This window comes from Burkholderia sp. AU18528, from assembly GCF_002223215.2.
GTDB lineage: Bacteria > Pseudomonadota > Gammaproteobacteria > Burkholderiales > Burkholderiaceae > Burkholderia > Burkholderia semiarida.
This window is the reverse complement of the sequence record NZ_NKFC02000004.1, coordinates 1,775,081-1,794,917: the sequence shown is the minus strand read 5'-3', so window position 1 is coordinate 1,794,917 and position 19,837 is coordinate 1,775,081. Positions and strand designations below refer to the sequence as shown.

The following is a 19,837-nucleotide window of genomic DNA, read 5'->3' as shown; positions in this document are numbered from 1 at the left end:
GATCACAATCATGGAGACATCGATGAGCCGTCCGCAATTCTCGAGCGCCGCGCAGCCGCGGCCTGGCCGCGCTGCCCTCGCGGCGTTCGTCGGCACCACGATCGAGTGGTACGACTTCTACATCTACGGCACGGCCGCGGCGCTCGTGTTCGGCAAGGTGTTCTTTTCCAGCACGATGGACCCCGGCGTCGCGACGCTGCTCGCGTTCGTCACGTTCTGGGCCGGCTTCGCCGCGCGGCCGCTCGGCGGGATCGTGTTCGGGCATCTCGGCGATCGCGTCGGCCGCAAGACGGCGCTCGTGATCACGCTGGTGATGATGGGGCTCGCGACGACCGGCATCGGGCTGCTGCCCGGCTATGCGTCGATCGGCGTGTGGGCGCCGGCGGGCCTCGTCGTGCTGCGCGTGCTGCAGGGTATCGCGGTCGGCGGCGAGTGGGGCGGCGCGGTGCTGATCGCGAGCGAGAATGCGCCGAAGCATCGCAGCATCCTGTATGCGGCGTTCGCGCAGCAGGGCTCGCCCACCGGCAACCTGCTGGCCACGGCCGCGTTCTTCGCGCTGAGCGCGCTGCCGACGCCGTCGTTCCTGATGTGGGGCTGGCGCATTCCGTTCCTGCTGTCGGCCGTGCTCGTGATCATCGGGATGGTGATCCGGCTGAAGCTCGAGGAATCGGTCGACATGCAGCGCGTGCTCGCGCGCAAGCGCACGGTGAAGCTGCCGCTGCGCGACGTGGTGCGCGACCACTGGGTCGTCGTGCTGCTCGCGGCCGGCACGCTGCCGGTGATCAACGTCACGTATTTCCGCAGCACGTTCGCGCTGTCGTGGGCGACCAAGGAACTCGGTTATGCGCAGGGTACGTTCCTCGGCATCCTGTCGATCTCGCTCGTCGTGCAGTTCCTGATGCAGCCGGTCGGCGCGTGGTTCGTGTCGAAGGTCGACATGCGGCGCGCGATGTGCTGGATCCTGATCCCGGAAATCGTGCTGATGCCCGTGATGTTTCATGCGCTCGCGACGGGTTCGTACTGGGTCGCCGTCGCGGGGATGTGCATCTCGACGATTCCGTCGGCGATGTTCTATGGCGCGGTCGGCGGCGTGCTCGCGCGCGTGTTCCCGGCCAACATCCGCTACACGGGCCTGTCGCTCGCGTATCAGTTGAGCGCGCTCGTCGTCGGCGGCGGCACGCCGGTGCTCGCGCAGGCGATCCTCAATGCGACGGGCAGCATCGTCGGCGTCGCGATCGCGTCGGGTCTCTATGCGCTCGTGTCGCTTGTCTGCATGGTGGCGCTGCTCAATCGCACCGGACATCGCGCCGACGAACTGTCGAGCGCCGAGCGCAGCGATGCGGCCGAGTGGGGCACCGAGCATACGGGCGCAGGGAACCCGGGCGGCGAAGCCGCGCCACCCGACGATCGCGGCACGTTGAAACCCGCGGGTTGAGCCGGCAGGCCGGCGCGATGCGCCGAGGCGGCGGCGCGGCGATTCCGCGGCATCGGGCGCCGGGCGGGCCGCGCGTCTTGTTTGCCTTCGCTCGCGCCAGATCAGGCGTCCCAAAAGCAAACGGCACCGTGCGATACACGGTGCCGTTTGCTTGGGGCTTTTGCTTCACCTCGCGACGCCGCCGGCATGGCCGGCCGTCGCGAGTCGCGTCGTCGCTCAGCCTTCCGTCGGCGGTACGTAGCCGGACGCCTGGTCCGCGCCGTCGCCGAAGAAGTACTTCTCCGTCTGCTTCATCAGATACTGGCGCGCGCGCGGGTCGGCCATGTTCAGGCGGTTTTCGTTGATCAGCATCGTTTGCTGCTTGAGCCAGCCTTGCCACGCTTCCTTCGAGACGCTCTCGTAAATGCGCTTGCCGAGTTCGCCCGGCAGCGGCGGGAAATCGAGGCCTTCGGCTTCCTTGCCGAGCTTCGCGCATTGGATCATTCGAGCCATCGTGTACTTCTCCTGTAATCGGTGTCTGGGGGGAAGGGCAGTCGTGCCGGTGCTCAGAGCTGCTTCATCAGCACGAGCGACTTGCGCTGCCAGTTATAGAGTTTGCGGCGGTCTTCTGGCAGGTCGTCGACGCTGACCTTGACGAAGCCGCGCTTGAGGAACCAGTGCTCGGTGCGCGTCGTGAGCACGAAGATGTGCGTGAGGCCGCGCGCGCGGGCGCGCTGCTCGATGCGCTTGAGCAGGCGTTCGCCGTCGCCCGAGCCCTGCGCTTCCGGCGCGACCGTCAGGCACGCCATCTCGCCGATCTTCTCCTGCTGGTACGGGTACAGCGCCGCGCAGCCGAACAGCACGCCATCGTGCTCGATCACCGAGAAGTGGTCGATGTCGCGTTCGATCTGGTGGCGGCCGCGCCGCACCAGCGTGCCGTCCGATTCGAGCGGCTCGATCAGCGACAGGATGCCGCCGACGTCGTCCGGCGTCGCTTCGCGCAGGCTTTCGAGGTTCTCGTACGAGATCATCGTGCCGACGCCGTCGTGCAGGAACAGTTCGAGCAGCATGCTGCCGTCGAGCGATTGCGGAATCAGGTGCGCACGCGTCACGCCGCCGCGGCACGCGCGGATCGAATGCTTGAGGAAGAATGCGTCGTCGCCCTGGATGTTGCCGGAATCGAGCAGCTCGGCGGCCGCGTCGAGCGACATTTCGCGCACCAGGTCGCCTTCGTCGTCGACGATGCCGGGCCCTTCGGTCAGGAAGATGATCTTGTCGGCGCGCAGCGCGATCGCGGCCGCCGACGCGACGTCCTCCATCGACAGGTTGAACGCCTCGCCGGTCGGCGAGAACCCGAGCGGCGACAGCAGCACGAGCTTGCGGCTCGCGAGCGAATGACGGATCGATTCGGCGTCGATCTTGCGCACGATGCCCGTGTGCGCGAAATCGACTCCATCGAGAATCCCCACCGGCCGCGCGGTCACGAAGTTGCCCGACACGACGCTGATGTGCGCGTGCGCCATCGGCGAGTTCGGCAGACCCTGGCTGATCGCGGCCTCGATGTCGAGACGCACTTCACCGGCCGCTTCCTTCGCGGATTCGAGCGCGCGCGCATCGGTGATGCGCAGCCCGTGCGAAAACTCGGATTCGACACCGTGCAGGCTCAACTGCTCCTCGACCTGCGGGCGCGAGCCGTGGACCAGCACGATCTGGATGCCCATCGCCTGCAACAGCGCGATGTCCGATACGAGCGCGTTCAGCAGCCCCTGCTGCACCACCTCGCCGCCGAACCCCACGACGAACGTGCTGTTGCGGAACTTGTGGATATAGGGCGCGACGGAGCGCATCCAGTCGACGAACTGCGCGTGGCTGGCGGCCGAATCGTCGGCGGCCGGCGGCGTCGCGGCGCCGGTCTGAGCGGGAGGGAGGTCGGTTTGGGAATTCATGGCCGGGATTATAATGCGCCCCCATGTCGAATGTTTCTAAAAGTCCCGCGCCGACGCGGGCCAATACGCCGTCGGCGAAGCACCCGGATGGTGCGGCCGACGCGCGCGAGCAGCAGGGCCAGCCGCCGCGCCGGCAGCAGGACAAGCCGGCGGGCACGCTGGCACATGCGCCGCGCGGGCCGCGCAATGACGAACGGCGCGGCGACGCGCGCCAGCCGGCCGCGAAGGGCGCGCCGCAGGCCGCGGGCGAGCGTGCCCCGCGCCGCGAGCGTGCGCCGCGGGCCGCCGTCGCACCGAACCCCGTCCCGCCGATCACGTACCCCGAAAGCCTGCCCGTGTCGGGCAAGCGCGACGAAATCGCGCGCGCGATCGCCGGCCACCAGGTCGTCATCGTCTGCGGTGAAACGGGCTCGGGGAAGACCACGCAGTTGCCGAAGATCTGTCTCGATCTCGGCCGCGGGCTCGGCGCCGGCGGCACGGGCCTGATCGGCCATACGCAGCCGCGGCGCCTGGCCGCATCGTCCACCGGCCGCCGGATCGCCGAGGAACTCGGCACGCCGTTCGGCGAGGTGGTCGGCTACAAGGTGCGCTTTACCGACAATCTCGCGCCGGGCGCGTCCGTGAAGCTGATGACGGACGGCATCCTGCTCGCCGAGACTCAGACCGACCCGTTGCTGAAGGCGTACGACACGCTGATCATCGACGAGGCGCACGAGCGCAGCCTGAACATCGACTTCCTGCTCGGCTATCTGAAGGAGATCCTGCCGCGGCGGCCGGACCTGAAGCTGATCGTCACGTCCGCGACGATCGACGCCGACCGCTTCGCGCGCCATTTCGGCACCGACGAGCGTCCGGCGCCCGTGATCGAGGTGAGCGGGCGGCTGTATCCGGTCGAGATGCGTTACCGCCCTGTGGCCGAGGATCGCCCGGCGGTGAAGAACGCGGAAGGCACGGGCGGCCGCGATCGCGTGAAGACCGCGCGCGAAGCCGAGCGCGACCTGATGGACGCGATCGTCGACGCGGTGGACGAGCTGTGCCGCGAAGGCCCCGGCGACGTGCTGGTGTTCCTGCCCGGCGAGCGCGAGATCCGCGAGGCGGCCGAGGCGCTGCGCAAGCACCATCCGCCGCACACCGAGATCCTGCCGCTGTTCGCGCGGCTGTCGGCGGCCGACCAGGACAAGGTGTTCAAGGCGTCGAACGCGCGCCGGATCGTGCTCGCGACCAACGTGGCCGAAACCTCGCTGACGGTGCCGGGCATCCGCTACGTGGTCGACACCGGTCTCGCGCGCGTGAAGCGCTATTCGTACCGGAACAAGGTCGAGCAGTTGCAGGTCGAGTCGATCTCGCAGGCGGCCGCGAACCAGCGCGCGGGCCGTTGCGGCCGCGTGGCCGACGGCGTGTGCATCCGCTTGTACGAGGAAAGCGACTACCAGGCGCGCGCACGCTTCACCGATCCGGAAATCCTGCGTTCGTCGCTCGCGTCGGTGATCCTGCGGATGAAGTCGCTGCACCTGACGGCGATCGAATCGTTCCCGTTCCTCGAGCCGCCGCCCGGCCGCGCGATCGCGGACGGCTACCAGTTGCTGAACGAGCTCGGCGCGGTCGACGACGACAACGCGCTGACGCCGCTCGGCCGCGAGCTCGCGCGGCTGCCGCTCGACCCGCGCGTCGGCCGGATGATTCTGGCCGCGCGCGACCAGCAGTCGCTGCGCGAGGTGCTGATCATCGCGAGCGCGCTGTCCGTGCAGGATCCGCGCGATCGCCCGATCGAAGCGCAGGAGCAGGCCGACCAGGCGCACCGCCGGTTCGCCGACGAGCGCTCCGAATTCCTGCAGTGGCTGAAGATCTGGGCGTGGTTCGAGGAAGCCGTCGCGCACAAGAAGTCGAATCGCCAGCTCGGCGACGCCTGCCGGCAGAATTTCCTGTCGCACCTGCGGCTGCGCGAGTGGCGCGACGTGCATTCGCAACTGCTGACCGTCGTGCGCGAGCACGGCTGGCGACTCAACGAAGTCGAGGCCACCTACGAACAGATTCATCTGGCCCTGTTGACGGGCCTGCTCGGCAACATCGGGATGAAAGCGGACGACGATCCGCATTACCTCGGCGCGCGCGGCATCAAGTTCTACCTGTGGCCCGGCTCCGCGCTCGCGAAGAAGGCCGGCCGCTGGGTGATGGCGGCCGAACTCGTCGAGACGAGCCGGCTGTACGCGCGCTGCCTCGCGAAGATCGAGCCCGAGTGGGTCGAGAAGATCGGCGCGCATCTGCTGAAAAAATCGCTGTCGGAGCCGCACTGGGAAAAGCGTCCGGCGCAGGTGAGCGCGTTCGAGCGCGCGACGCTGTACGGGTTGCCGATCTACCACCGGCGGCGCGTCGCGTTCGGCAAGCAGGACCCGGCGCGCGCACGCGAATTGTTCATCCGCGGCGCGCTGGTCGAGGGCGAATTCGACACGAAGCTGCCGTTCTTCGCGCACAACCGCAAGCTGCTCGCCGACATCGAGCAGCTCGAACACAAGTCGCGCCGCCAGGACGTGCTGGTCGACGACGAGCTGATCTACGCGTACTACGACCATGCGATTCCGGAAGGCATCCATACGGGCGCCGCGTTCGAGCGCTGGTATCGCGACGAGGTGAAGAAGGCCGGCCAGCCCGACGACAAGCAGCGGCTGCTGTACCTGTCGCGCGACGACCTGATGCGCCACGAGGCGGCCGGCGTGACGACCGATCTGTTCCCGAAGCGCGCGACGATGGCCGGCGTCGAGATGGCGCTCACGTATCACTTCGAGCCCGGCACGCCGCGCGACGGCGTGACGCTCGCGGTGCCGCTCTTCGCGCTGAACCAGGTCGATGCGCGCCGCTGCGAGTGGCTCGTGCCGGGGATGCTGAAGGAAAAGGTGCAGTTGCTGTTGAAGTCGCTGCCGCAGAAGCTGCGCCGGCACTGCGTGCCGCTGCCCGAGTACGCGGCGGGCTTCGTCGAGCGGATGGGGCGCGAGCGCTTTGGCGCGGGCGGGCTCGTCGAGGCGCTGATCGCCGACGTGCGCGGCGAGACGCAGGTCGCGATGAAGTCGGCCGATTTCAAGCTCGAGACGTTGCCCGCGCATCTGTTCATGAATTTCAAGGTGATCGACGAGCACGGCCGCCAGCTCGCGATGGGGCGCAATCTCGCGCAGCTTCGCCAGGAGCTCGGCGCGCAGGCGCAGCAGCAGTTCCAGAAGATCGCGGCGGCGTCGACGCTCGCGCCGGGCGGCGACGCCGGCGCGGGCGATGCAGTCGGCGCGCCGGCGCCGGCCGCCGCGCAGGCTTCGGCCGCGAAGGGCGGCAAGCCGGGCAAGGGCGCCGCGCCGCAGACGGCCGCCCCACGGATGGCCGCCCCGACGGAAACCGGCGCGACGGCGTTGTACGAGAACCTGACGACGTGGAATTTCGGCAAGCTGCCCGAGCTGCTGGAAATCCGCCGGCGCGGCCAGACGCTGTACGGCTATCCGGCGCTCGTCGACCGCGGCACGCATTGCGACGTCGAGGTGTTCGATTCGCCGGAGGAGGCCGCGCGCATCCACCGGGCCGGCTTGCGGCGGCTGTTCGCGCTGCAGTTGAAGGAGCCGATCAAGTTCCTGGAAAAGAACCTGCCGGGCCTGCGCGAGATGGCGATGCAGTACATGTCGCTCGGCACGCAGGACGAGCTGCGCGACCAGTTGATCGACACGGCGCTCGACCGCGCGTGCCTGCAGGACCCGCTGCCCGACGATGACGCGAGCTTCCACACGCGCCGCGACGAGGGCAGGAGCCGGCTGAACCTGCTCGCGCAGGAAATCGCACGGCTCGTCGGGCAGATCCTGGCCGAATACGCGGGCCTCGTGAAGAAGCTCGCGCAGGCGAAGCCGTTCGCGCAGGCCCATGCCGACCTGCAGCAGCAACTGGCCGCGCTGGTCGGCAAGCGCTTCGTGATCGACACGCCTTACGCGCAGCTTGCGCATTTCCCGCGCTATCTGAAAGGCATCGCGCTGCGGATCGACAAGCTGAAGGCCGATCCGGCGCGCGACGCGAAGCAGTCGGCCGAGCTGCTGCCGCTCGTCCAGCAGTACCAGCGCGCGGTGTCGCAGCGCGGCGGCGTCGCCGATGCGCGGCTCGCGGAATTCCGCTGGCTGCTTGAGGAACTGCGGATTTCGCTGTTCGCGCAGGAACTGCGCACGCCGATGCCGGTCTCTGTCAAGCGTCTGCACAAGGTCTGGGAGTCGATGCAGCGCTAGCGCGACATCGGTCGGCCGGGCCTGCACGGACAGCCCGGGCCCGCGCCGCGGCGGCCCGTGCGGCCGCCCGGCGTGCGGCAAGGTGGCGCAAAAGCGGCGCAATCCCGGCATGGGTCAACCGGAGGGGCCCGCCGAACGTTCTACAATCACTGCTGTTCCACGACGTGAGTCTTCATGCGCACTTTCCTTTCCTTCGGCCGCACGCTTGCGCTGGCCGCCGCCGTGCTGGCGCCCGCCGCACACGCGAATAACGTGATCGTCCTGAATTCGGCCGAAGCGACGCTTTCCCTGATCGACCAGCAGACCCGCGAAGTCGTTTCCACGATGCCGACCGGCAAGGAGCCGCACCATTTGATGGCGACGCCCGACAATGCGTCGCTGATCGTCGCGAATTCGGTCTCGAACAGCCTGATGTTGCTCGATCCGAAGACGGGCAAGCTGCAGCGCACCGTCGAAGGGATCGACGATCCTTACCAGCTCGGCTTCTCGCCCGACCGCAAGTGGTTCGCGGCGGCCGGTTTGCGGCTCGATCGCGTCGACATCTACGGCTACGACGGCCGCGACCTGAAGCTCGTGAAGCGCGTGCCGCTCGCGGTGATGCCGAGCCACCTCGCGTTCACGAAGGACAGCAAGACGCTGCTCGTGTCGCTGCAGGTGTCCGGCGAGATCGCGGCGATCGATCTGCCGACGCAGACGGTCAAGTGGAAGATGAAGGTCGGCAAGGTGCCGGCCGGCCTGTGGCTCACGCCCGACGACAAGTTCCTGCTGGTCGGGATGACCGGCGCGGATTACGTCGCGGTCGTCGACTGGCGCAACCAGAAGGTCGTCAAGCAGATCTACACGGGCAAGGGCGCGCACAACTTCCGCTCGCTCGCCGACGGCACGCACGTCGCGGTCACCAACCGCGTCGCGAACACGATCAGCATCATCGACGAGAACGCGCTCACCAACGTCGGCGACATCACCGGCCTGCTGCCGGGCCCCGACGACATGGAGCTGTCCGCCGACAAGAAGACGCTGTGGGTGACGTTCCGTTTCGCGAAGAAGGTCGGGATCATCGATCTGGCCTCGCGCAAGCTGGTGCAGACGATCGCCGTCGGCCGCTCGCCGCACGGGATCTACTTCTACGACCGCGCGCCGTGGAAGGCGGCGAACGGCGCGTGACGGGCGGAGGCGGACGATGCTGCACCTGATCGATGCGTTCGTGTCGGACATCCAGACCTGGCTGTACGTCGACGTCGTGCAGCCGCTCCTCTTCAAGTTCAACCTGATGGACTACGACGAGGACACCTACGACGCGCTGTACTGGGTGATCATCGGCGCGCTGCAGATGGTGCTGATGTTCGCGCTGCTGCGCCCGCTCGAGGCGTTGCTGCCGGTCGAGCGCTGGAAGAACCGCCGTGCGGTGCGGGTCGACGTGATCTACACGGCGATCTCGAAGCTCGGCATCTACACGCTGTTCTTCTTCTTCGCGCTGCAGCCGGTGTTCGACAACTTCCAGGCGTGGCTGCGCCTGCATGGCGTGTCGAACGTCAACCTCGACTACCTGTGGCCGGGCGTGACCTCGCAGCCGATCGTCGCGTTCGCGATCTACCTCGTCGTGCTCGATTTCGCCGGCTACTGGTATCACCGCTGGCAGCACAAGTTCGGCATCTGGTGGGAGCTGCACGCGGTTCATCACAGCCAGCGTCAGATGTCGCTGTGGTGCGACGACCGCAACCACCTGCTCGACGACGTGATCCAGTCGTGCTTCTTCGCGGCGATCGCGCTCGTGATCGGCGTGACGCCGTCGCAGTTCGTCGTGCTGACCGCGGTCACGAACTTCCTGCAGAGCATCCAGCATACGAATGCGCGGCTGTCGTACGGCCGCATCGGCGAGCGCCTGCTTGTCAGCCCGATCTTCCACCGCCGGCACCATGCGGTCGGCTACGGCCACGAAGGCACCAAGTACGGCTGCAACTTCGGCGTGTTGTTCCCGTGGTGGGACATGATGTTCGGCACCGCGTCGTGGAACCGCACGGTCGAGCCGACCGGCATCCGCGAGCAGGTCGAGGGCGTGTCCTACGGCGACGGCTTCTGGTCGCAGCACGGCCTGGCGTTCGTGCGGATCTTCCGGCGCCTGTTTCCCGCGAAACGCGGCGCGGCGTCGGCCTGATCCCGATTCCGGCCTGTCTCCCGTCGAGCGACGCTTCCACGCGGCCCGCAGGCGCTTTGGCGCAGGCGGGCCGCGTGGTTTATCCTTTCCCCGTTTTTCTCCGTCAATCCATACTGCATAGGCTCGCATGAACGACTTGCTGCGTTCCTTCGTCCGGGCGTTCGCCAGCGCGCTGCACCCGCGCATGCTGTGGCTCACGCTGATGCCGTTCGTCGTCTCGGCGCTGCTGTGGGGCGCCGTGCTGTGGTTCTCGTGGCAGACGCTGATCGACGTCGCGCGCGGCGCGCTCGACGGCTTCGTGCTGACGGCCGCGCTGTATCGCGCGTTCGATGCGATCGGCATGTCGCAACTGCACGCGGTCGTCGCGCCGTTCGTGGTCGTGTCGCTTGCGATTCCGCTGATCGTGCTGACCGTGCTGCTGCTGATCGCGACGATCTCGATGCCGGTCGTGATCAAGCACCTGTCGAACCGGCAGTTCGCGGCGCTCGAGCCGAAGCGGGGCGGCACGTTCTTCGGCAGCGTGGTCAATTCGCTCGGCGCGGCGATCGTCGGCGTCGTGCTGCTCGTCGTCACGATCCCGCTGTGGCTGATTCCGCCGTTCTTCGCGCTGCTGCCGCCGGTGATCTGGGGTTGGCTCACGTATCGCGTGATGACCTACGACGCGCTCGCGCTGCACGCGAGCCGCGACGAGCGCCGCGCGCTCGTGCGCCGGCACCGCTGGCCGCTGATCGGCATCGGCGTCGCGACCGGGCTGCTCGGCACCGTGCCGACCTTCGTGTGGGTTTCGTCGGTCTGGATGATGGTGCTGTTCCCGTTCGTCGCGGCCGCCATGATCTGGGTATACGCTTTCATCCTCGTCTTCTCGGCGCTGTGGTTCGGGCACTACTGCCTGCGCGCGCTGGAGGACCTGCGCGCCAGCGCGCGCGCCACCGCAATCGACATGGGGCAGGCATGAGCATCGGCATCATCATCATCGGCGACGAAATCCTTTCGGGCCGCCGGCAGGACAAGCATCTGGCGAAGGTCATCGAGCTGCTCGGCGCGCGCGGCCTCGCGCTCGACTGGGCCGAATACGTCGGCGACGATCCGGCGCGCATCACCGCGACGCTCGCGCGTGCGATCGCGTCGGGCGACATCGTGTTCTCGACGGGCGGGATCGGCGCGACCCCCGACGACCATACGCGCCAGTGCGCGGCCGCCGCGCTCGGCGTGCCGCTCGAGTTGCATCCGGAAGCGAAGGCGCTGATTTCGGAACGCATTCGCGAGACGCACGCCGACCCGGCCACGCCGGTCGATTTCGAATCGCCGGAGAACCAGCATCGCTTCAACATGGGCGTGTTTCCGGCGGGCGCGACGATCATCCCGAACGGCTACAACCGGATTCCCGGCTTCTCGGTCGGCCATCTCCACTTCGTGCCGGGCTTCCCGGTGATGGCGTGGCCGATGATCGAATGGGTGCTCGATACGAAGTACGCGCATCTGCATCACGCGACGCCGCATGCCGAGCGCTCGCTGGTCGTGTTCGAGTTGCCGGAATCGACGCTGACGCCGCTGATGGAGAAGATCGAGCGCGATTTCCCCGGCGTGCGCGTATTCAGCCTGCCGAGCGTCGGCGACGCAGAGCGCGGCGGCATCTACGCGCGCCGTCACATCGATCTCGGCGTGAAGGGCGAGCCGGAAGCGGTCGCGGCCGCGTTCGTGAAGCTGCGCGAAGGCGTGCACCTGCTCGGCGGCGACGTCGTCGAGCCCGATACGCCGCGCGCCTGAGCGGCCTGCAACGGGGCCGTACCAAAAACAACGGGCCGCGCAATGCGGCCCGTCATCGGCATGTCATCGCCCGGCTCGACGATGAGGCTGTCGCAACCGGCGGGCGCGGCGCGCCGTCAGGCGCCGATCCACGGGAGTTTGCGGAAGCACCAGCCGTCGACCGTCTTGCGGTGGCCTTCGGCGTCCTTGGCGCCCTCGAAGCCTTCCAGCAGGTCGAAGGCCTTCGTGAAACCGGCCTGCGCGGACGCGACCGCGGCGAGCTTCGAGCGCGCGGCGCTGCGGCACAGGAACAGGATGGGTGTATCGGCCGGGAGGGCCGCCTTCAGTTCGTTGACGAATTCGGCGTTCGGCACGCCGCCCGGGTAGCGCGTCCATTCGACGTGCAGGTACTGGCCGTCGCCGACGAGCGGGCGGCCGACCCAGTCGAGCTCGGCGCGCGTGCGCACGTCGACGAGGCGCGCCGACGGGTCGAGCTGCAGCAGTTCGAACGCCTCGACCGGCAGCAGCGCGCCGGCGTAGTTGAGCGCGCCTTGTGCGCGGCGTTCGTCGGCCTTCGCGTAAAGCTGGTCGAGCGTACTCATGGCAGGGTCTCCGTATCGGTCAAACGAGCATTCTAGCGCGGCGGCGTCGCGCGGATGCCGGCGTGAGCGGTGGTGCAGGCACGGACCACGCGTTCACCAAAAAAGTGCAAAATGGCGCGAATGCACCAGGATGATTCGGTTGCGCCGCCGTATCCATACGAGCGCACCATTTCGGTGCGCCCCCGCCAGCGCCAGTACGGCGGAGAGCCCTGCAATTGCGCAGGCGAGCCCCGCCACGGCGCGGGCTGGCGTGATCCGCGTCGGTTTTGCGATGGTTGGCACGGAAGCTGCTATATAGAATTCGGTCGAATCGGGGCGCGCTGCGCCAAAGCAAGACCCCGGTCAGCTCGATAAACGAGGCGGTTTCCCAGTCCGCCGGAATTGTTCAATCAGGAGAAGAGGTTATGAGTAAAACCGTCGCCGACGTCATGCAGCTCGTGAAGGACGAGGACGTCAAGTTTGTCGATTTCCGCTTCACGGATACGCGCGGCAAGGAGCAGCACGTGTCGGTGCCGGTTTCGGCGTTTGACGAAGACAAGTTCGAAAGCGGGCATGCATTCGACGGTTCGTCGATCGCGGGCTGGAAGGGCATCGAGGCGTCGGACATGCTGCTCATGCCGGACCCGAACGCAGCGTTCGTCGACCCGTTCTACGAAGAGTCGACCCTCGTGCTGACCTGCGACGTGGTCGAGCCGGCCGACGGCAAGGGCTACGAGCGCGATCCGCGTTCGCTCGCGAAGCGCGGCGAAGCGTACCTGAAGAGCACGGGCATCGGCGACACGGCCTACTTCGGTCCGGAACCGGAATTCTTCATTTTCGACTCGGTCCAGTGGAACACGGACATGTCGGGCTGCTTCGTGAAGATCAACTCGGAAGAAGCGCCGTGGTCGGCAGGCAAGGAATTCGAAGGCGGCAACACGGGCCACCGCCCGGGCACGAAGGGCGGCTATTTCCCGGTCGCGCCGGTCGACACGTTCCAGGACATGCGTTCGGAAATGTGCCTGCTGCTCGAACAGCTCGGCATCCCGGTCGAAGTGCACCACCACGAAGTGGCGGGCCAGGGCCAGAACGAAATCGGCACGAAGTTCTCGACGCTGGTTCAGCGCGCCGACTGGACGCAATGGTCGAAGTACATCATCCATAACGTCGCCCACTCGTACGGCAAGACGGCGACGTTCATGCCGAAGCCGGTCGTCGGCGACAACGGTTCGGGCATGCACGTTCACCAGTCGATCTGGAAGGACGGCCAGAACCTGTTCGCGGGCAACGGCTACGCCGGCCTGTCGGAACTGGCGCTGTTCTACATCGGCGGCATCATCAAGCACGCTCGTGCACTGAACGCGATCACGAACCCGACGACGAACTCGTACAAGCGTCTGGTCCCGCACTTCGAGGCACCGGTCAAGCTCGCGTACTCGGCGCGTAACCGTTCGGCATCGATCCGCATTCCGCACGTGTCGAACCCGAAGGGCCGCCGTATCGAAACGCGCTTCCCGGATCCGATGGCGAACCCGTACCTGTGCTTCACGGCGCTGATGATGGCCGGCCTCGACGGGATCCAGAACAAGATCCATCCGGGCGAAGCAGCGGACAAGAACCTGTACGACCTGCCGCCGGAAGAGGATGCGAAGATCCCGACCGTGTGCGCGGGCCTCGACCAGGCACTCGAAGCGCTCGACAAGGATCGCGAGTTCCTGACGCGCGGCGGCGTGTTCACGGACGGCATGATCGACGCGTACCTCGCGCTGAAGGAGCAGGAGCTGGCGAAGTTCCGCATGACGACGCACCCGATCGAGTTCGAGATGTACTACTCGCTCTAATCGGCGATGGCGCTTCGATTCAGCGCCGTCATGCCGGTTCGTTCCCGTCGCGCGGCTTGCGGCGGGAACGGCGGAGTCTGAAAGGGGACGGCGTCCGGCCGTCCCTTTTTTGTTCCGACGATTTTCATTTTCTGGCCCGGTGAGGCGCGACAAGCACGCAGATGGTTCTGAAGAATCTGATCAAGGCGAAAACGGGGCAGCCCGAACGACTGACGGACGACGAGCGGCTCGCGCGCTCGGGTCTGCTGGCGGGGCTCGAAGCACTGCCGACGGTCGTGATCGTGCTCGACCGCAAGACGCTGCGGGTCGCGTTCGCGAACCCGTCCGCGGAGGCGATGCTCGACATCTCGCGGCGGCAGCTCGCGCAGCGGCCGTGGGGCGAGATTTTCCCGAACGCGAACGAGCTCGCGTCGACGATCACCGCGATCGGCCAGGAACGCTTTCACGCGACGCACCTCGATACCGTGCTCGACCGGCCCGGCCGCGAACCGCTGCATGTGCATGCGATCGTCGGCTTCCTCGAGAACGCGCCCGATTTCGTGCTCGTCGAGCTGTTCGAGAACGAACGGCAGTCGCGCACCGACCGCGAAGAGCGCATCCACGACCTGACCGCGGTCAACAAGCAACTGATCCGCAACCTCGCGCACGAGATCAAGAACCCGCTCGGCGGCATTCGCGGCGCAGCCCAGCTGCTCGAATTCGAACTGGGCGAGCGCGAGCGCGGCGAGTTGCGCGAATACACGCAGGTGATCATCAAGGAGTCCGACCGCCTGCAGACGCTCGTCGACCGGTTGCTGGAGCCGCACCGGCATCCGCATATCGTCGGCGACGTGAACATTCATGAAGTGTGCGAACGCGTGCGCGCGGTGATGCTCGCGGAATTCCCGCGCGGGCTCACGATCGAGCGCGACTACGACGTGAGCGTGCCGGACCTGCGCGGCGACAAGGAGCAGTTGATCCAGGCGCTGCTGAACATCGTGCGCAACGCCGCGCAGGCGCTGCGCGAACGGATCGCGCAGGGCGACGCGAAGATCGAGCTGCGCACGCGCATCGCGCGCAAGGTGACGATCGCCAAGCGCCTGTACCGGCTGGCACTGGACTTGCACGTGATCGACAACGGGCCCGGCATTCCGGAAGAGATCCGCGACCGGATCTTCTATCCGCTCGTGTCCGGGCGCGACGACGGCAGCGGCCTCGGCCTCACGCTCGCCCAGACGTTCGTGCAGCAGCACGACGGGATGATCGAGGTCGAAAGCCGGCCCGGCCGTACCGAATTTCAGATTCTGTTGCCGCTCGACCATTGAGCGGCGACATGCGATTCACCCATACCTGACCGACCTATGAAGCCGATCTGGATAGTAGACGACGACCAATCGATCCGCTGGGTGCTTGAGAAGGCACTCGCCCGGGACAGCTTCGCGACGAAGAGCTTCGCGAACGTGCGCGACGCGCTGGCCGCGCTCGACCACGAGACGCCGCAGGTGCTCGTGTCCGACATCCGGATGCCGGGCGGCTCGGGCCTCGAGTTGCTGCAGGCGATGCACGAGCGCCTGCCGGGCCTGCCCGTCATCATCATGACGGCGTTCTCCGACCTCGACAGCGCCGTCGCGGCGTTCCAGGGCGGCGCGTTCGAATACCTCGCGAAGCCGTTCGACGTCGACAAGGCCGTCGAGCTGATCCGCCGCGCGGTGGAAGAAAGTCTGCGCGGCGGCGCGCCGCAGGACGAGCGCGTGGCCGAGGCGCCCGAGATGCTCGGGCAGGCGCCCGCGATGCAGGACATGTTTCGCGCGATCGGCCGGCTGTCGCATTCGGCGGCGACCGTGCTGATCACCGGCGAGTCGGGCACCGGCAAGGAGCTCGTCGCCCGGGCGCTGCACCGTCACAGCCCGCGCGCGAACGGGCCGTTCATCGCGCTGAACACGGCGGCGATTCCGAAGGATCTGCTCGAATCCGAACTGTTCGGCCACGAGCGCGGCGCGTTCACCGGCGCGCAGACGACGCGGCAGGGCCGCTTCGAGCAGGCCGAGAACGGCACGCTGTTCCTCGACGAAATCGGCGACATGCCGTTCGACCTGCAGACGCGCCTGTTGCGCGTACTGTCGGACGGGCAGTTCTATCGGGTCGGCGGCCACAATCCGCTGCGCGCGAACGTGCGCGTGATCGCCGCGACGCACCAGAATCTCGAGTCGCGCGTGCGGCAGGGGCTGTTCCGCGAGGACCTTTACCACCGGCTCAACGTGATCCGGCTGCGCCTGCCGCCGCTGCGCGAACGCAGCGAGGACATCGCGCTGCTCACGCGCCACTTCCTGCAGAAAAGCGCGCGCGATCTCGGCGTCGAGCCGAAGCGCGTGTCCGACGACGCGCTCGCGTACCTGAGCTCGCTGCCGTTTCCCGGCAACGTGCGGCAGCTCGAGAACCTCGCGAACTGGCTGACCGTGATGGCGCCCGCGCAGACGGTCGAGATCAAGGATCTGCCGCCCGATCTCGTGCCGGCCGGCGCGCCCGCTGCGCCGGCCGCCGCGACGGGCGACGGCACGGAAGCGCTCGGCAGCGGCGGCCATGCTGCGGCCGTGCCTGCCGCGGTCGGTGCCGCGCCGGCGGCGTCCGCGCCCGTCGCGAGCGCGGCGAACGGCGGTGCGCCTGCCGGCTACCCGGTGTGGGAGCACGGGTTGCGCACCGAAGTCGCGCGGCTGTTGCGCGAGAACTCGGCCGACGTGATGGACGAGCTCGCGCGCCGCTTCGAGGCGGCCGTGATCCGCGAGGCGCTCGACTTCACGCGCGGCCGCAAGGTCGAGGCCGCGGAGCGGCTCGGCATCGGCCGCAACACGATCACGCGCAAGATCCAGGAACTCCATCTGGAGCCCTGAGCTCGATTCATGGCATGCGCGGGCCCGCGCATGCCGCGATCGGACATAATCGCGGTTTGCACGCAGTTTGCCATTCCGCCGCTCCTCCATGTCCGATTCCTTCCGCTGGCCCGCCGGGGCCGACCCGTTCCGTTTCCTCGAAGCGCTCGACAGCAAGCGCGCCCGCACGTGGGTCGACGAGCAGAATGCGCGCACGCGCGCCGCGCTGCGCGACGACGATGCCTATCGCGCGCTGACCGCGCGTCTCGCGAAAGCGTATCTGCCGCGCGAACGCCCGGTGATTCCGACCCGCTGGCGCGACTGGGCGTACGACCTGTGGCAGGACGATCTCCACCCGAAGGGGCTGTGGCGCCGCACGCGCTGGGACGACTGGCGTGCCGGCCGTCCCGACTGGGAAACGCTGCTCGATATCGACGCCCTCGGCGCCGAAGAGGGCGAGTCGTGGGTGTTCGAGCAGGAGGCGATCCTGTATCCGGACGGCGATCGCGCGCTGCTGTCGCTGTCGCCGGGCGGCGCCGACGCGGTCGTCGTGCGCGAATTCGATCTCGTCGAGCGCCGGTTCGTCGATGGCGGCTTCACGATCGACGAACCGGGCCATCACACGGTCGGCTGGATCGATCGCGACACCGTTTACGTGAGCTGGGATCGCGGCGAAGCGCATGCGACCGCGGCCGGTTATCCGTATGAAGCGCGGCGCTGGGTGCGCGGTACGGCGCTCGCCGACGCGCCGGTCGTGTTCAAGGGCGAGCCGGACGACATCAGCGCGGGTGCGTGGTTCGATCCGATCGACGGCCGCCACGTCGCGTGGCGCAGCGTCGATTTCTTCGATGCACACGCGTACCGGCTGACCGACGCGGGCGAATGGGCGCGCTACGACGTGCCGACGCACGTCGAGGTCGGGTTCTGGGAAGGCTGGCTCGTGCTGGAGCCGCGCCTCGACTGGGATTGCGACGGCGCGCGCCACGCGGGCGGCTCGCTGCTCGCGATCCGCGAGCAGGCGTTCCTCGCCGGCGCGCGCGACTTCACGACGCTGTTCGCGCCGCAGCCGACGACGTCCGCCTGTACGTGGACGCACACGCGCACGACGCTGATCGCAAGCTGGCTCGACGACGTGCACAACCGCACGATGCTGTGGCAGCCGCGGCAGCGCGACGACGGGTCGTGGACGTGGGATGCGCGGCCGTTCGAATGGCCGGGCGATGCGCAAATCGACGTCGAGCCCGTCGAAGCGACGCTGAACGACGAGGTGTACGTCGACGTCGATACGTATCTCGATCCGCCCGAATGCTGGCTGGCCGACCTGGCCGACCGCGCGGACGATGCGGGCGCGCGCCGCGTGCTGCTCGACCGGCCGCCGGTGCAGTTCGATGCGGCCGGGCTCGTCGTACGCCGCGCGAGCGCGCGTTCGCGGGACGGCACGGTGGTGCCGTACACGCTGATTGGGCCGCGCGATGCGCTCGACCCGACGGAGGGCATGGCGCGGGTCGCGCGGCCGTGCCTGTTGTCGGGCTACGGCGGCTTCGCGATCCCGAACCTGCCGGGTTACAGCGATGCGTTCGGCATCGGCTGGCTCGAACGCGGCGGCGTGATGGCGTTCGCGCACATCCGCGGCGGCGGCGAATTCGGGCCGCGCTGGCACGTCGACGCGCAGCGCGAACACCGGCAGCGTTCGTTCGACGATTTCATCGCGGTCGCCGAGGATCTGGCCGCGACCGGCGTGACGACCGCCGCGCAGCTCGGAATCGAGGGCGGCAGCAACGGCGGGTTGCTGGTCGCCGCGTGCATGATGCAGCGGCCGGAGCTGTTCGGTGCGGTGCTGTGCCGCGTGCCGCTGCTCGACATGCAGCGCTATCCGAAGCTGCACGCGGGCGCCGCATGGCTCGACGAATACGGCGACCCGGACGATCCGCGCGAGGGCGCGGCTCTGGCCGCGTATTCGCCGTATCACCGCGTGCGCGAAGGTGTCGTGTACCCGCCGTTGTTGCTGACGACGTCGACGCGCGACGACCGCGTGCATCCCGCGCATGCGCGCAAGATGGCCGCGCGCATGCAGGCGCTCGGTCACGAACGGGTGTGGTACTGGGAGAACACCGACGGTGGCCACGGCACTGCGGACGATCTCGAACGTGCGGAAGCCGACGCAGCCGAATTCGGTTTCCTGTGGGCCCATCTCGGGCCGGCGCCCGCGCGGCGCTGATCGCGCGCGGGCGCGTGCGCGATCAGCCGACGATCGCGACGACGGGCGTGTGGTCGGACGGCTGTTCCCACGTGCGCGGCGTGCGATCGACTTCGCACGACGCGCAGGTCGCCGCGAGCGCCGGCGACAGCAGGATGTGGTCGATGCGCAGCCCCGCGTTGCGGCGGAACGCCATCATCCGGTAGTCCCACCACGTGAAGGTTTTTTCCGGCTGTTCGAAGCGGCGGAACGCATCGACGAAGCCGAGTTCGATCAACTGCTTGAAGTGCGCGCGCTCCTGCGGCGACACGAGGTTCTGGCCTTCCCATTTCGCGGGATCGTGCACGTCGCGGTCTTCCGGCGCGATGTTGTAGTCGCCGAGCAGCGCGAGCTTCGGATAGCGTTGCAGCTCGGTGCGCAGCCACGCCTGCAGCGCGTCGAGCCATTGCATCTTGTAGACGAACTTGTCGGAGTCGAGCGCCTGGCCGTTCGGGAAGTACGCGGACACGATGCGCACGCCGTCGACCGTCGCGGCGATCACGCGCTGCTGCGCATCGTCGAAGCCGGGGATGTTGCGCACGACGTCCGATTCGTCGACGGCGAGCGTGTCGCGCACGAGGATCGCGACGCCGTTGTAGGTCTTCTGGCCGGCGAACCAGCTGCGGTAGCCGATCGCCTCGAGATCGGCGCGCGGGAATTTCTCGTCCGGCAGCTTCAGTTCCTGCAGGCACAGTACGTCGGCTCCGCTTTGCGCGAGCCAGTCGAGCACGTGCTGTTTGCGGACGTTGAGCGAGTTGACGTTCCAGGTGGCGATTTTCATGAACGGGAGAGTGCGTGCGGCGTGAATGCGAAGGCCGCCATCTTACC

The 19,837-nt window shown here is 67.9% G+C and carries 14 protein-coding genes; 10 read left to right on the top strand and 4 right to left on the bottom strand.

Annotated features, from left to right (window positions below; translation table 11 throughout):
* The first annotated feature begins 22 nt into the window (after positions 1-22).
* Positions 23-1,435 (top strand): MFS transporter, encoded by a 1,413-nt coding sequence (locus tag CFB52_RS11105; RefSeq protein ID WP_060310163.1) that lies wholly within the window; start codon positions 23-25, stop codon positions 1,433-1,435.
* A gap of 216 nt (positions 1,436-1,651) precedes the next feature.
* Here CFB52_RS11105 and CFB52_RS11100 read toward each other — a convergent pair whose 3' ends face one another.
* Both CFB52_RS11100 and argA read right to left on the bottom strand, forming a co-directional pair.
* Complete coding sequence (locus CFB52_RS11100) at positions 1,652-1,927, bottom strand: oxidative damage protection protein (RefSeq protein ID WP_006478357.1); 276 nt, start codon at positions 1,925-1,927, stop codon at positions 1,652-1,654.
* Between the two features lie 53 nt (positions 1,928-1,980).
* Complete coding sequence (gene argA, locus CFB52_RS11095) at positions 1,981-3,360, bottom strand: amino-acid N-acetyltransferase (RefSeq protein WP_059583282.1); 1,380 nt, start codon at positions 3,358-3,360, stop codon at positions 1,981-1,983.
* Positions 3,361-3,383: 23 nt separating this feature from the next.
* On the opposite strand from argA, the gene hrpA reads away from it, so the two are divergent.
* From hrpA to CFB52_RS11070, 5 genes are all read left to right on the top strand, one after another.
* Entirely contained in the window at positions 3,384-7,604 is a 4,221-nt protein-coding gene (gene hrpA, locus CFB52_RS11090) for an ATP-dependent RNA helicase HrpA (RefSeq protein ID WP_099316573.1), read from the top strand.
* A gap of 174 nt (positions 7,605-7,778) precedes the next feature.
* Positions 7,779-8,768, top strand: a complete 990-nt coding sequence (locus CFB52_RS11085; protein WP_099316572.1) for a beta-propeller fold lactonase family protein — start codon at positions 7,779-7,781, stop codon at positions 8,766-8,768.
* 16 nt (positions 8,769-8,784) lie between these two features.
* Positions 8,785-9,759 carry a sterol desaturase family protein gene (locus CFB52_RS11080; protein ID WP_059583286.1) on the top strand — a complete coding sequence of 325 codons (975 nt, stop codon included), beginning with the start codon at positions 8,785-8,787 and terminating at the stop codon, positions 9,757-9,759.
* Positions 9,760-9,886: 127 nt separating this feature from the next.
* Positions 9,887-10,714: an EI24 domain-containing protein gene (locus tag CFB52_RS11075; protein WP_099316571.1), complete on the top strand. Its 828-nt coding sequence runs from the start codon at positions 9,887-9,889 to the stop codon at positions 10,712-10,714.
* Positions 10,711-11,526, top strand: a complete 816-nt coding sequence (locus CFB52_RS11070; protein ID WP_059583289.1) for a molybdopterin-binding protein — start codon at positions 10,711-10,713, stop codon at positions 11,524-11,526. The genes CFB52_RS11075 and CFB52_RS11070 overlap by 4 nt, the downstream gene beginning before the upstream one ends.
* Positions 11,527-11,642: 116 nt before the next feature.
* Here CFB52_RS11070 and CFB52_RS11065 read toward each other — a convergent pair whose 3' ends face one another.
* Positions 11,643-12,107 carry a rhodanese-like domain-containing protein gene (locus tag CFB52_RS11065; protein ID WP_059583291.1) on the bottom strand — a complete coding sequence of 155 codons (465 nt, stop codon included), beginning with the start codon at positions 12,105-12,107 and terminating at the stop codon, positions 11,643-11,645.
* Positions 12,108-12,511: 404 nt separating this feature from the next.
* Here CFB52_RS11065 and glnA point away from each other — a divergent pair, with 404 nt between their 5' ends.
* From glnA to CFB52_RS11045, 4 genes are all read left to right on the top strand, one after another.
* Positions 12,512-13,927: a type I glutamate--ammonia ligase gene (gene glnA, locus CFB52_RS11060; protein ID WP_059583292.1), complete on the top strand. Its 1,416-nt coding sequence runs from the start codon at positions 12,512-12,514 to the stop codon at positions 13,925-13,927.
* A 161-nt stretch (positions 13,928-14,088) separates the two neighbouring features.
* The gene (glnL, locus tag CFB52_RS11055; RefSeq protein WP_059583294.1) at positions 14,089-15,231 is read left to right on the top strand and encodes a nitrogen regulation protein NR(II); all 1,143 of its coding nucleotides are present in this window, start codon (positions 14,089-14,091) and stop codon (positions 15,229-15,231) included.
* A gap of 36 nt (positions 15,232-15,267) precedes the next feature.
* Positions 15,268-16,794: a nitrogen regulation protein NR(I) gene (gene ntrC, locus CFB52_RS11050; RefSeq protein WP_059583296.1), complete on the top strand. Its 1,527-nt coding sequence runs from the start codon at positions 15,268-15,270 to the stop codon at positions 16,792-16,794.
* 88 nt (positions 16,795-16,882) lie between these two features.
* A complete protein-coding gene (locus CFB52_RS11045) occupies positions 16,883-18,991 on the top strand; it encodes a prolyl oligopeptidase family protein (RefSeq protein WP_059583297.1) in 2,109 nt (702 codons plus the stop codon).
* A gap of 22 nt (positions 18,992-19,013) precedes the next feature.
* On the opposite strand, the gene xth is transcribed toward CFB52_RS11045, so the two are convergent.
* On the bottom strand, positions 19,014-19,790 hold the full coding sequence (xth, locus tag CFB52_RS11040) for an exodeoxyribonuclease III (protein ID WP_099316570.1): 777 nt from the start codon (positions 19,788-19,790) through the stop codon (positions 19,014-19,016).
* Positions 19,791-19,837 lie beyond the last annotated feature (47 nt).

Coding starts and splice junctions, on each gene's coding strand:
- CFB52_RS11105 (WP_060310163.1), top strand. CDS start 23: ATGAGCCGTCCGCAATTCTCGAGCGCCGCGCAGCCGCGGCCTGGCCGC.
- CFB52_RS11100 (WP_006478357.1), bottom strand. CDS start 1,927: ATGGCTCGAATGATCCAATGCGCGAAGCTCGGCAAGGAAGCCGAAGGC.
- argA (WP_059583282.1), bottom strand. CDS start 3,360: ATGAATTCCCAAACCGACCTCCCTCCCGCTCAGACCGGCGCCGCGACG.
- hrpA (WP_099316573.1), top strand. CDS start 3,384: ATGTCGAATGTTTCTAAAAGTCCCGCGCCGACGCGGGCCAATACGCCG.
- CFB52_RS11085 (WP_099316572.1), top strand. CDS start 7,779: ATGCGCACTTTCCTTTCCTTCGGCCGCACGCTTGCGCTGGCCGCCGCC.
- CFB52_RS11080 (WP_059583286.1), top strand. CDS start 8,785: ATGCTGCACCTGATCGATGCGTTCGTGTCGGACATCCAGACCTGGCTG.
- CFB52_RS11075 (WP_099316571.1), top strand. CDS start 9,887: ATGAACGACTTGCTGCGTTCCTTCGTCCGGGCGTTCGCCAGCGCGCTG.
- CFB52_RS11070 (WP_059583289.1), top strand. CDS start 10,711: ATGAGCATCGGCATCATCATCATCGGCGACGAAATCCTTTCGGGCCGC.
- CFB52_RS11065 (WP_059583291.1), bottom strand. CDS start 12,107: ATGAGTACGCTCGACCAGCTTTACGCGAAGGCCGACGAACGCCGCGCA.
- glnA (WP_059583292.1), top strand. CDS start 12,512: ATGAGTAAAACCGTCGCCGACGTCATGCAGCTCGTGAAGGACGAGGAC.
- glnL (WP_059583294.1), top strand. CDS start 14,089: ATGGTTCTGAAGAATCTGATCAAGGCGAAAACGGGGCAGCCCGAACGA.
- ntrC (WP_059583296.1), top strand. CDS start 15,268: ATGAAGCCGATCTGGATAGTAGACGACGACCAATCGATCCGCTGGGTG.
- CFB52_RS11045 (WP_059583297.1), top strand. CDS start 16,883: ATGTCCGATTCCTTCCGCTGGCCCGCCGGGGCCGACCCGTTCCGTTTC.
- xth (WP_099316570.1), bottom strand. CDS start 19,790: ATGAAAATCGCCACCTGGAACGTCAACTCGCTCAACGTCCGCAAACAG.